Raw genomic sequence first — 14,025 nt, forward strand, 5'->3', positions numbered from 1 at the left:
GATCAGTTGAACAATGAACAACATCGAAGACATCTACTCCCTTTCGCCAACTCAGCATGGCCTGTTGTTCCATAGCGTCGTCGAACCAGAGTCGCGGGTGTACTACCAGCAACTGAGCCTGGAAATACAGGGCCCGCTGAACCTGACCGCGTTTCGCAGTGCGTGGCAGGCGCTGATGCAGCGCCACGCGGTCATGCGCAGCGCGTTTCTCTGGGAAGACCTGGATGACGCCTATCAGGTGGTGCAACAGGAGGTCGAGCTGCCGCTGAGCCTGCTGGACTGGCGAGAGCGCGCCGATCAACAGGCCGCCCTGGAGCAACTGGCGCTGGAGCAGCGGGCCGAACCCCTGGAACTCAACGACGCCCCTTTGATGCGCGTGAGCCTGGTGCGCTTGGCAGAACAGCGCTGGCACCTGAGCTGGACCTTCCACCATATCCTCATGGACGGCTGGAGCGTGGGCATCGCCATTCAGGAGTGGCTGGCGCTCTACTACGAACAGGCCCTGGGCCGCGCCGCCAACCTGCCGGCAACCCGCCCTTACCGCGATTACATCGCCTGGCTGGCGGAGCAGGACATGGACGCCACCGAGCATTTCTGGCGTGACCAGTTGCACGACTTGAACGAACCGACCCCGCTGCCGGACTTTGCCGTACGCCTGGCACCGCCGTCGGGTGCACCGTTCGCCGAACGCGAAAGCCTGCTTGCTGCCTGCGAAACCGAGCAACTGTCGAGCTTCGCCCGTCGCCATGACCTGACCATCAACACGCTGATCCAAGGTGCCTGGGCGCTGCTGCTGGGCCTGCACGCCGGTCGCGATGACGTGGTCTATGGCGTGACCGTCGCCGGACGCCCGGAAACCCTGGCAGCGGTCGAAAGCACCGTCGGCCTGTTCATCAACACCTTGCCGCTGCGGGTGCAATGGGCCGATAGCCCGGTGCTGGTGGACTGGCTGCAACATCTGCAGCAAGCCAACAGCGATCTGCGCCACCATGCCTACCTGCCCATCGGCAAGCTTAAGTCGATGAGCAAAATCGCCGCCGAACGGGCCCTGTTCGACTCGATCCTGGTGTTCGAGAACTTCCCGGTCACCGACGCCCTCAATCAGGACGCCGACGGCCTGAGCTTTATCGCGCCATCCAACGACCATCAGGTGGACGGCATCACCCACACCCAGGGTCGCAACCACTTCCCACTGTCGCTGATCGTGGTGCCGGGCGAGCGACTGAACTACCTGTTCAGCTACGACCGCAAACGCTTCAGCGACGCCGAGGTAGCAACACTGTCGGCACAACTGCGCTCCATCCTGCTGGCCATGACCGCCCAACCGCAGTGCCGGGTCGGCGAGCTGGACTGGTTGAGCGCCGAGGAACGTCAGCAATTGCTGGCCAACGGCAGTGGCACCACCCTGTCGGTGCCCGACCAGTGCCTGCATCAGCATTTCGAACGCCAGGTCGCGGCATACCCAGAGCAGCTGGCGGTGCAAGATCGTCAGGTGGCCTTGTCGTACCGTGAGCTCGATCAGCGCGCCAACCGCCTCAGCCACTACCTGCGCAGCCAGGGCGTCGGCGCCGACAGCCTGGTTGCACTGGCGCTGGAGCGCAGTGCCGACTTCGTGATTGCCCTGCTGGCCACCCTCAAGGCCGGCGCGGCTTATTTGCCGCTGGACCTGAAACAACCGGTCGGGCGCCTGGCCGATGTGCTGGTCGACAGCCGCGCCGCGCTGGTGATTGGCGCCGCACCGTCGGACCAGTTGGCCCGCCTGGCCGAGCACACCCCGGCGCTGTGGCTGACACAAGCCGCGCAAGCCATCGCCACCCAAGCGGACACCACGCCTGACCTGGCGCACAGCCTGGATGCCGCGGCCTATGTGATCTACACCTCCGGCTCTACCGGCACGCCGAAAGGCGTGGTGGTCGAACACCGGGCCATCGTCGATTACGTGACTGCCGTACAGTCTGTGCTCAACCCGCCAGAAGCAGCCCGCTACGGCCTGCTGTCCAGCGTCGCCGCCGACCTGGGCCACACCCAGTTGTTCGGCGCCCTGTGCACCGGTGGCAGCCTGTTGCTGGTGGATGACGACAGCGGCTTCAGCCCGTTGGCTCTGGCCGAACTGTTCAGCCAGCATCCGATCGATGTGCTGAAAATCACCCCTAGCCATCTCGGCGGCCTGCTGCAAGCCCTGCCGGATGCCAGCCTGCTGCCAAAAGCGCTGCTGGTGTTCGGTGGCGACGCGTTGAGCCCGGCGCTGCTGGAAAAGGTCAATGGCCTGGCTCCGGACCTGAAGGTGTTCAACCACTACGGCCCGAGCGAGGCCACGGTCGGCGCGATCGCCACCGAACTGCCCATGGGCCTGCGCAGCATTGCCCTGGGCCGTCCCCTGCCCAACCGCCAATTGCGAGTGGTCGATGTCAATGGCCAGCCGGTGGCCACTGGGGTATCCGGCGAGCTGTTGATCAACGGCGCGCTGGCACGGGGTTACCTTCACCGCCCGGACCTGACCGATGAACGCTTCCTGGTCGATGCGCAGCAACACCGCTGGTACCGCACTGGCGACCGTGTGCGCTGGCTGGTGGACGGGCAACTGGCATTCCTCGGCCGGGTCGACAGCCAGGTGAAAATTCGCGGTTACCGCCTGGAACTGGGCGAGGTGGAGGCTCAGATCAAGCGCCTTTCGCCGCTGATCGAACAGGCACTGGTGCGCGCCGTCGAGCTGGACGGTGGCCTGCGCCTGGTCGCGTGGCTGGTCGCCAGTCAGTCGTTGTCGCCGGCCAAGTTGCGTGATGACCTGGCGATGCGCGTGCCGGACTACATGGTGCCCGCGCACTTCATCACCCTCGACGAATTACCCCTCAACCGCAACGGCAAGGTCGACGCAGCGCGCCTGCCGATCCCGCAGAAGCCGAGCGACGACAGCGCCAGCCATATCGCCCCGCGCAACGAGGTCGAGGCACTGCTGGCGGAAATCTGGAAGGAAGTGCTGAAGCTGGACCGCGTCGGCGTGCAGGACAACTTCTTCACCCTGGGCGGTGACTCGATCCTCAATCTGCAGATTATTGCCCGGGCCAACCAGCAAGGGCTCAAGCTCACGCCACGGCAGTTGTTCGAAAACCGCACAATCGCCGACATCGCCCGAGTGCTGGGTGCCGACGCCAGCCATGCCGTGGCCCAGAACCTGGCCGAGGGGTATGAGTTGCCCCTGGGGGCAGGCCAGCTGGCGCGCCTGGAACAAGGCCCGCTGGACGCCACCTGGCGTTGCGTGGCACTGAGCCAACCCATCGATAGCGACTTGCTGAGCCAGGCGATCAGCGCCTTGCAACAGCACCACCAGGCCCTGCGCCTGGCGCTGCACGTTTCGCCGGATGGCAAGTGGCAGCAGCGCGTCATGGTCGCGGCCAAGGTCCCGGTCGTAAACCGTCAGCGCCTGGATGAGCGCAGCCAGGCGAGCCTGCAGGCACTGGCCCAGGCCGGGGTCGACACCCTCGACTGGAGTGCCGGGCAAACCCTGCACGCCCAACTGCTGGAGCAAGGCGACAAGCACTACCTGTTGCTGGCCGCCCACCCGCTGTGCATAGACGAGGCATCCTGGTCGCTGCTGCTCACCGACCTCAATCTGGCATTGGCGCAGCTGCTGTATCACCGGCCGGTACGCCTGAACTACAACGGTGGCGATTTCAGCCAATGGACCCGTCACCAGCAAAACCACGCACAGGGCGATGCGCTGGATGAAGCCTGGGAACACTGGCTGCAGTTCGCCGGCATGGACCTGCTGCTACTGCCAGACAGCCAGCAACCGGACCAGGTAACCGAGTACACCCTGCCCGCCGACACCTCGAGCGAACTCAAGCGCCTGGGCGAAGCCCTGCAACTGGACTGGAACTGCCTGCTGGCCAGCGCCGTGGCCGAGCAATGCCGCGAGCAGTGCGGCCCTGGCCTGATCGCCCTGACCCTGCATGGCGCCCGCCCGGCCGCAGATCGCCTGCCGGTCAGCGCGCCAATCACCACGGCCGACCTCGACCCGGCACGCATCATCGGCGCCCTGGAACTGGCAGTGCCGTTCTATCTGCAGCCGCAAGGCGAGACCCTGCTGCAACGCTTGCAGGCCACCTCGGCACAATTGCACGCCTACCCGCAACACGGCGCCGACTATGGCGCCCTGCGTTACCTGTCGGACAACACCTACCTGCAGGAGCCCCTGCGCGACCTGCCAACGGCCCCTATCGCCATTCGCTGGATGGGTGACCGTGATGCCCACCGCGAACAGCGCGCCATTCTGGCCGAGGTCGAAGCGGCCCATCAGCCATCGTCCCAGGCCTGCGCACTGACGCTGGATGCCAGCTGGCAGGACGGCCGCCTGCTCCTGCGTTGCGCGGGCACGCTGGCGGCCGACTGGGCACCGCAACTGGTGCAGCGCCTGACTGAACTGACCGCCCTGCTCGCTCAACCTGGACTGCGTCCCGCCAGCGCGGCGTTCCCGCTGTGCCATCGGCAGGCATCGACCTTGGCGGACGAGCCACTGGACTGGCCGAACATCGAAGACCTCTACCCGCTGTCGGCCATGCAGCAAGGCATGCTGCTGCACACCCTGCTGCAACCGCACAGCGGCATCTACCTGATGCAGCAACGCTACAGCTGGGACGGTGCGTTGCAGCGCCCGGCGATGGAAGCGGCCTGGCAGTTGTTCCTCGACCGCCACCCCATGATGCGCACCGCGTTCTGGTGGCAGAAAGACCACGCACCACTGCAATGCGTTTTCCGTAAAACCGACCCGGCGTTCGACTGGCAGGACCTGCGCCACCTCGATGCCGACCAGCAGCGCCAGGCCATGGACCAGGCCCTCGAAGCGCAACGCCAGCAAGGCTTCGACATGGGCAAGGCGCCCTTGACCCACCTGCGGATCTTCCAGCTCGACGAACGCCGCTTCGCCGTGGTGCGCAGCTTCCACCATATCCTCACCGATGCCTGGTGCTTCGGCCTGCTGATGGAAGACCTGCTGGCGATCTATCAGGCCATCGTCCGCCAGGAGCCGGTGGCGCGTCCGCGGTTGCGTTCGTTCCGTGGCTACATGAGCTGGCTGGAACGCCATGACATGGCCGCCGCCCACGCCTTCTGGCAAGCCGATCTGGCAGGCTTCAGCGAGCCGACGCCATTACACGTGGACAGCGCGCCGGCTCGTGCCGAGCAGGCGCCGGAAGCCGTCGGCGATCAGGATCGCACCCTGAGCGTCGCCCAGACCCAGCGGTTGCAGCAGCTGTGCCAGCAATTCCAATTGACCCCCAACACCTGGATTCAAGGTGCCTGGGCCTTGCTGCTGTCGCGCTACAGCGGCAACCGCGACGTGCTGTTCGGTGTCACCGTTGCAGGTCGCCCTACCGACCTCGCAGGGGTCGAGGAGATGGTCGGTATCTTCATCAACAGCCTGCCGCTGCGCATCGATGTCGACCCAGACGCGGTGGTGGCCGAGTGGCTGCAGGCGCTGATGTCGCACAACGCGCAACTGCGCGAACACGAAAGCGCATCGCTGGTGGATATCCAGCGTTGCAGCGGCGTGCCTCGCGGCCAGCAGCTGTTCGACAGCCTGGTGGTGTTCGAAAACGCCCCGCTGGATATCAGCAGCGTGCAACTGGACAACTTCAGCATCGATATCTATGAAGACCGGGTACACACCAACTTCCCCATGACCGTGGTGCTGTACCCCGGCGATCGCCTGGGCATTCGCCTGTCCTACGACAGCCAGCGTTTTACCACCGATACCGTGCAGCGCATGCTCGGGCACCTGGTGCAACTGCTGACCAGCATGCTCGACGAGCCCCAGGCGACACTGGGCAGCCTGCACATGCTGCCTGAGCCTGAACGCCAGCAGTTGCAGGTGGAGTACAACCGCAGTGCCGTCGATTTCCCGCTGGAGCGTGGCTATGCCGCTCTGTTCGCCGAACAGGTGCGCAGCCATGCGCAACACATCGCCGCCGTCTGCCAGGGCGAGTCACTGACCTACGCCGAACTGGACCGTCGCGCCAACGGCATCGCCCACGCACTGCAAGCGGCCGGGGTCGGCCCGGAGACGTTGGTCGCGCTGTTCGCCGAACGCGGGCTGGCGTTGCTGACCATGATGATTGCCACGCTCAAGGCCGGGGCCGCGTTCCAGGCACTGGACATCCAGCAGCCACCGGCGCGCCTGGCGGAGCTGCTGGCGCTGGGCGAGGCGCCGGTGTTGCTGGTTGATGGCAGTGCCACGGCAGCCTTGGACAAGGTCCTGCCGCAGATGGGCAAACAGCCCACCTGCCTGATCGCCGAGTCGCTCTGGCAAGGTGCCGAGCCGCCCGCTGTCAACTACGTCCACAACCCGGATCAGTTGGCCTATGTCATCTTCACCTCGGGCTCCACCGGCAAGCCGAAAGGCGTGATGGTCGAACAGCGCGGGATGCTCAACAACATGTTCGGCAAGGTCCCGGCCCTGGGGCTGGGTGAGCATGACCACATCGCCCAGACCGCTTCCGCCGCTTTCGATATCTGCGTGTGGCAATTCCTTGCCGCGCCGCTGTTCGGCGCCGCCGTGCATATCCTGCCGGACGCCCAGGCCCACGACCCGCTAGCCCTGCTCGATGCCGTGCAGGAGCATGGCCTGACCCTGCTGGAAACCGTGCCGGCGTTGATTCGTGGCATGCTTCAGGAATGCCAGGCCCAACACAGTCTGGCCAGCCTGCGTTGGTTGTTGCCTACCGGTGAAGCGCTGCCTCCGGCCTTGGCGCGGGACTGGTGTGCACGCTTCCCGAACATCCCGATGATGAATGCCTACGGCCCGGCCGAATGTTCGGACGACGTGGCCTTCCACGCCATCACCCGGTCGCCGGACGCCGATTGCCTGCACATGCCGATCGGCCGGCCTACCGCCAACAACCAGATGTTTGTCCTCGATGCCGAACTGCGCTTGGTGCCAATCGGCGTTCCCGGCGAACTGTGCATCGGTGGCGTGGGCGTCGGTCGCGGTTACCTGCGCGACCCGCAGCGTACCCGCGAAGCCTTTGTCGAGCACCCGTTCGAACCGGGCGCACACCTGTACCGCAGCGGTGACATCGGCCGGATGCGCGCCGACGGTGTGTTCGAATACCTCGGCCGTCGCGATCAGCAGGTCAAGATTCGGGGTTTCCGCATCGAACTGGGCGAAATCGAAAACCGCCTGATGCAGCACCCTGCAGTCAGCAGCGCGGCAGTCCTTGCGCTGCCAGATGCCCGTGGCGCCCTGCAACTGGTGGCCTGGTACGTGCTCGAGAGCACCGCCGACTTTGCCAGCGAGTCGGCACAGCAGGTGCTCAGCGCCTACCTTGGCAAGCAACTGGCGGCCTACATGGTACCGGCCCGCTGGCTGAACCTGGCGCAATTGCCGCTCAACGCCAACGGCAAGGTCGACCGTCGTGCGCTCGCGGCCCTGGATCTGCCGTTGGCCGAGCAGGGTCAGGAACAGCATGTGGCGCCACGCACGGAAACCGAAAAAGTTCTGGCCGAACTCTGGCAGGACATCCTGGGCGTTGACAGCGTCGGCGTGCACGACGACTTCTTCGCCATCGGCGGCCACTCGCTGCTGGCTACCCAGGTGCTGTCGCGCATTCGCCGTCGACTCCAGGTCAACCTGCCACTGCGCATCCTGTTCGAGGGCGGCACGCTGGAACAATTGGCCCAGGCGGTGGATCGCCAGCGCGATGCACAAACCGGGCTCGACTGCGACAACGGCAGCGAGCACGAAATTGTCCCGGTTTCGCGCGACCAGTCGCTGCCGCTGTCCTTCGCCCAGCAACGGTTGTGGTTCCTCGACCGCTTCGAAGGCCCGAGCGCTGCCTATAACATGGGTTCGGTGGTGCGCCTGCGCGGTGCACTGGACATCGGCGCCCTGCAGGCGGCCTTGCAATCGCTGCTGGAGCGCCATGAGTCTCTGCGCACCGCCTTCCAGCTCAAGGGCGATCAGCCTTGCCAGATCATCAGCCCGGCGCCGACCGTCGAGCTGACACCGACAGACCTGAGCGCACTCGCCGACCAGGAGCAGATGCAGACCCTGCAACGCCTGATCGACGAACAGGCCGCGCGTCCGTTCGACCTGCAGCAAGCGCCGATGCTGCGTGCCAGCCTGCTGCACCTGGGCAAGGATGACCACGTCCTGCAAGTAGTGCTGCACCACATCGCCACCGACGCCTGGTCGATGGGCATCCTGATGCAGGAGCTGATCACCGGCTATCAGGCCTGCACCCAAGGTGCCACGCCAGCCTTCGCGCCGCTGCCGATCCAGTACGCCGACTATGCCCACTGGCAACGCAGCGAACCGCAACAGCGCCTGCTGGCACGGGCCATAGACTACTGGCGGCGCCAGCTCGACGGCGCACCGACCCTGATCCCGCTGCCGCTGGACTACCCGCGCCCGGCTCGCCCGAACTACCAGGGTGCATCCTTGCAACAGCGCTTCACACCTGCCCAGACCCAGGTGCTCAAGGCGTATGCCCAGGAGCAGAAGGCGACGCTGTTCATGGTCCTGCTCAATGCCTTCAACAGCCTGATGCAGCGCGCCACCGGCGCCCACGACTTCATCGTCGGCACCGACCTGGCCAACCGTGAGCACCCGGCGCTGGAAAAGCTGATCGGCTTCTTCGTCAACGTGTTGCCAATCCGCGCGCGGGTCACCGAGGGCGAGTCGTTCGGCGCCCGCCTGCAACGGCTGCGTGACGATTGCCTGTCAGCCTTCCAGCACCAGCAAGTGCCATTCGACAAACTGGTGGAAGCCTTGCAACCGCCGCGCACGGCGGGGGTCAATCCACTGGTGCAGGTGCTGTTCGTGATGCAGAACACACCGGGGACCAACGCCAGCCTGCCGGGCCTGGAAATTGAAGAGCATCTGTTGCCGGGGCATCAGAGCAGCAAGTTCGACCTCGCGGTGTTCGTCGAGGAAGACGACGAACAAGGCTTGAACGTGCGCTGGGTCTACCGCACCAGCGTGCTCGGCGCACCCACCGTCAACTGCCTGGAACAAGGCTTCGAAAATCTGCTGGAGCGAATCGTGACTGCACCTGAACAAGCCCTGGAAGACTGGTCGTGGCGCCTCGAAGGCAACCCAGCCGCGCCAGCACCTGCCCAACCGCAGCCACCAGCGGACGATGCCGCGACGCGCAGCGCCCGCAAGCTTTCGAAGATGAGCAAGCTGAAGCAAACCCGCGCCAGTGGCGTGAGCCAGTTGCCCCACCAACAGGTGCGCACCCGCTCGCTGATCGACGGCCAGGCCCTGCCGCTGGTGATCGAACCGCTGCTGGGCGACCTCGACCCCGTACATTGGGCGCTGCAAGCCCGGCCATGGATCAACGAGCAACTGCGCACCCACGGTGGCCTGCTGCTGCGCGGCTTCAACCTGCCCGATGCCACTGCGTTCGAACAGTTTGCCCAGGCCATCGAGCCTGACCTGTACGGAACCTACGGTGACCTGCCGAAAAACACCTCCGGCAAGAACATCTATCATTCGACTCCCTACCCGGAGCAGCACATGATTCTGTTCCACAACGAAAGCTCGCACCTGCCGCAATGGCCACGCAAGCAGTGGTTCTTCTGCGAAATCCCCGCACCACACGGCGGCTGCACCCCGATCGTCGATTGCCGTCAGGTGCTGGCGCGCCTGCCCGAAGACCTCGTCACCCGCCTCAAGGCCAAGGGCCTGCTGTATGTGCGGCACTTCACCGATAAGCTGGATGTGCGCTGGCAGGACTTCTTCAAGACCGAGGAGCGCGCCGAGGTAGAACGTCAGTGCCGCGAAACCGGCATGCAATGGCAATGGCTGGATGCAGACAACCTGCGCATCGCACAGCACTGCCCAGCCATCGTCGCGCATCCGGATACCGGTGAGTTGACGTTCTTCAATCAGGTGCAACTGCATCACTCGGCGTGCCTGGAGCCCGAGGTGCGCAGCAACCTGATCAACCTGTTCGGCCTGGGCAACCTGCCACGCAACGTCTACTACGGCGACGGCAGCGTGATCGAAGACGAGGTGATGGAGACGATCGGCGCCGCCTACGAGGACTGTGCCGTGCGGTTTGCCTGGCAGAAAGGCGACATGGTGATGCTCGACAACATGCTGGTGGCCCACGCCCGCGACCCTTTCGAAGGCGAACGTAAAATCTGTGTCGCCATGGGCCAGATGATGAATCGTGAACAGCTCGATGCCAGCCAGGCCAAGCTCCAAGACCCAGAGGTGCAGGCATGACCGCCTTCGAACATCGTGAAGAAGCCTTTGCCCTTTCGCCGCAGCAGCGCAGCCAGTGGTTGGCCGGGTTGCCTGCGGCACACCTGGTGCTGGAAGTGGCCGGCGAACTGGAGTTGGCCCGCTTGCAGGAGCGGCTGGCCGCCTTGAGCGCGGCCCACGAGGCCTTGCGCCTGCGGGCACGGCCCGAGCCGGGCTTGCAGGTACCGTTGCAGGTGGTGGATGCCACTGCACCAGACGCCATCGGCGTGGAGGTGCAACCCCTGGCGAACGACCTGTACCGGGTGACCCTGCACCTGCCGGCGCTGGCCGCCGATCGTGGCACGCTGCTGCGCCTGGCCGAAGCACTGGGGTCGGCGTCCGCGCCAGTGCCCGATGACGAGGCCATGACCTATATCCAGTACAGCGCCTGGCTGCAAGACATGCAGGGCGAAGAGGACGCCGAGCAGGGCCGCCAGTTCTGGGCAAGCAAGGCACTGGACGAACAGGCCAGCGGTGAGCTGCTTTATCGCCAGGTATCGATCGACCAGGCCGACGGGCCGCTGACCACTCGTTTCACGGCCAGCACGCTTTTGTGCATGACGCTGGACAATTTTTGCCAGCGTCACGATGCAACCCCCGAGCAGGTGTTGATGACCGGTTGGGGTGTGCTGCTGCAGCGCCTGAGCACAGGCGACACATCGGCCCTGACGCTGAACTGGGTGCATGATTGCCGCGACGACTACGAGGAACTTGCCGATTGCTGGGGCCTGTTCGCCAAGGCTCTGCCCCTGCGCTTCGAACCGGCGAGCGACAGTCACTTTACCCGGACGCTGGCGGATCTGCAGGCTGGTTGCGAGCATGCCACCGAATGGCAGGAATACTGCGGCGCGGGCGAGGCGTCCCGGTATGGCTTCCAGTGGAGCACAGGCTTCGACCAGCGCTTCAACACATTGGGTAGCGACACCTCGACCTTCAAGGTGCTGGACGTTCAGGCCATACCAGCGGGGATCGAACTGCTGCTGGTGGTAGACGCCATCAATGGTGGCTATCAACTGAGCCTGTGCCATCTGCCTGGTTACTACAGTGAAGAGGCGGCGCAGGTCCTGCTGGAGCAGTTGCAGTCGTTGCTGATCGACGCGCTGGGCAATCCTGGCAAGCCATTGGCCGAACTGTCGCTGCATTCTGCGACGTTCACCACCGCTCTTGCCGAGCTACACCGCCCGGTTGAGGTGCAGACCTTTGTCAGCGTACCGACGGGCTTCAGCCTGTGTGCCAGGCAGTTCCAGGATCACTTGGCCCTGCGCGACCGACACCTGCACATGAGCTATGCCGAACTGGACGCCTGCAGCAACCAGCTGGCGCATTACCTGCGGGCCCGGGGCGTGGGTCGCGAAGACCGGGTGGCGTTGTACCTGGAGCGTTCGGCCTGGATGGTGCTGGCCATGCTTGCCGTGCACAAATGCGGAGCGGCATTCGTCCCACTGGATGTGCAGCAGCCGGCGCAACGTTCCCTGACGATCCTGCAACAGGCGCAACCGGCGTTTGTGCTCTGCGGCTCGGCCGGCAACGCCCCGGCCTTGCCTTCGGTCGACAGCCTGGACCTGCGCGATACAACCTGCTGGCAGCAGCAGCCGATGACAGCGCTGGACATCGATGTACAACCGCAGGACGCCGCCTACGTGCTGTTCACTTCCGGCAGCACTGGCACGCCGAAGAGTGTGATCGTCGAGCATGGCCAACTTGCCAGTTACATCGCCAGCGTGTCCAGTCGCCTGGCTCTGCAACCGGGCGAGCGTAGCGCCGTGGTCACCGCGCTGGCGGCGGACCTGGGCTACACCCTGCTGTTCCCGGCCTTGCTCAGCGGCGGCGAACTGCATGTACTGGACAAGGACACCGCGATGAACGCCCAGGCCTGGGCGGACTGGCAGGCCAGGTACCCCATCGATCACCTGAAAATCGTGCCATCGTTGCTCGATGCCTGGCTGATCCACACCCGCAGCGCGGCCGTCCTGCCACGCAAGCAGTTGATTCTCGGCGGCGAAACCTGCTCGCCACGCCTGCTGCAAAGCTTGCGCGAGCTGGCGCCGGCGCTGGCGATCTTCAACCACTACGGGCCGACGGAGACCACGGTCGGGGTGGCGATGCATCGCCTCGATCCGGCCTGCGATTACCGCCGCCTGCCCCTGAACGATCGGCTCGACGGCATGCGCCTGTATCTGCTCGATGAACAGCAGGAGGTGGTCGCGCCCGGCATCAACGCCGAGCTCTACATCGCTGGCCCGCAAGTGGCGCGGGGGTATCTGGATGCACAGCAGAGCAGCGAGCGTTTCATCCTGCGCGCGGGTGAGCGCCTGTATCGCACTGGCGACATGGCGCGTTACCGGTATGACGGCAGCCTGGAAATCAGCGGCCGCGCCGACCGCCAGGTTAAAATCCGCGGTTTCCGCGTGGAGCTGGACGAGATTCAGGCACAACTGGCGAGCTTGCCCGGCGTGGCCCAGGCAGCAGTGGAATGCCTGGCCAAGGGTGAACTGGGCCAGCAACTGTTCGCCTTCCTGACCCTGGCACCGGGGCATTCTGTCAGCGTTGCGCAACTGCACGGCCAGGCCCAGGATCGCCTGCCGGATTACATGGTCCCCACGCTGCGCATCGTCGAAGCATTGCCGCTGATGGGCAACGGCAAGCTCGATCGCAAGACCTTGCAGCAATGGGCAGACAAGGTGCTCGACGCCGTCGGCAGCGCCCTGCCGCGCACACCGCTGGAAGCGCTGCTGGCCGAGGTCTGGGCACAGGTATTGGGCCTTGAGCGGGTCGGCATCGACGATGACTTCTTCGAACTGGGCGGCCATTCGCTTGCGGCGGTGACACTCGCAAGCCGCTTGCAGACCGCGCTGTCGGCACCGGTGACGGTCAATGCGGTGTTCACCGCGCCAAGCGTTTCGGCTTTCGCGGCGCTGGTGCAGGCCGAGCTCAAGCTCTCGCCACTGGTCAAGTTGTCGGCACAGGAGGCCGTCGCGGCGCCGAATCTGTTCTGCTTCCACCCGTCTACCGGCCATGTGCAGGACTACCGCACGTTGCGGGCGCCGCTGCCAGCCTGGAACCTATGGGGGTTGCAGGCGGCTTACCTGACCGACGACAGCGCTGCGCTGGGCGGCGACATCGACAGCCTGGCCGCGATCTACGTCGGGCACCTGCGTCAGCAACAACCGCAAGGGCCTTACAGCCTGCTGGGCTTCTCTCTCGGTGGCCTGCTGGCCATTGCCGCCGCCGCGCATCTGGAGCGTCAGGGCGAACGGGTGGCCTTCCTCGGCATTGTCGATTCGCAATACCAGCATCGGGCGCCGGAAGACAGCGTCGAAGCGCTGCTGGCCGCGGCCGTGCCGGCCCTGACCGCGGACAGCCAGACACAGATGCGCCAATTGCCGCCAGCCATCCTTGCGGCCTTGAACGCACGACTCGAAGCCCTGCCGACTGCGGCACGCTTGCCGGAACTGGTGCAGTGGGCGCGTCAGCAAGGCCTGCAACTGGACGGCGACAGCTGGGAGCATCTGCAAACCCGGCTGCGCTACCAGCAGCATACGCAGCATCTGTTGGCAACGTTCCAGCCGCCACGGTTAAGCTGTAATGTGCATGTCTGGTGGGCCAGCGACACCCTGGCCGATAGCGCCTTCACCGACCCGCACTGGGAGCGCCTGAGCAGTGGTCGATTGACCCGTGAGGTGATCCAGGCACAACACTTGACCATCCTCGAGCAGCCCGCCTTGCATCAACAACTGGGTGAACTGCTTGCGGCCTTCACCACAGGCGGAGCCGTTTGA

The 14,025-nt window shown here is 65.1% G+C and carries 2 protein-coding genes; both read left to right on the top strand.

Going from position 1 to position 14,025, the window contains the following annotated elements; translation table 11 throughout:
- The first annotated feature begins 13 nt into the window (after nt 1-13).
- Complete coding sequence (locus FQ664_RS15185; protein WP_144172979.1) at nt 14-10,228, top strand: non-ribosomal peptide synthetase; 10,215 nt, start codon at nt 14-16, stop codon at nt 10,226-10,228.
- Nucleotides 10,225-14,025, top strand: a complete 3,801-nt coding sequence (locus FQ664_RS15190; protein WP_144172980.1) for a non-ribosomal peptide synthetase — start codon at nt 10,225-10,227, stop codon at nt 14,023-14,025. Before FQ664_RS15185 ends, FQ664_RS15190 begins: the two co-directional genes overlap by 4 nt.

Origin of the sequence: Pseudomonas persica (assembly GCF_900291015.1) — a bacterium.
Lineage (GTDB): Bacteria > Pseudomonadota > Gammaproteobacteria > Pseudomonadales > Pseudomonadaceae > Aquipseudomonas.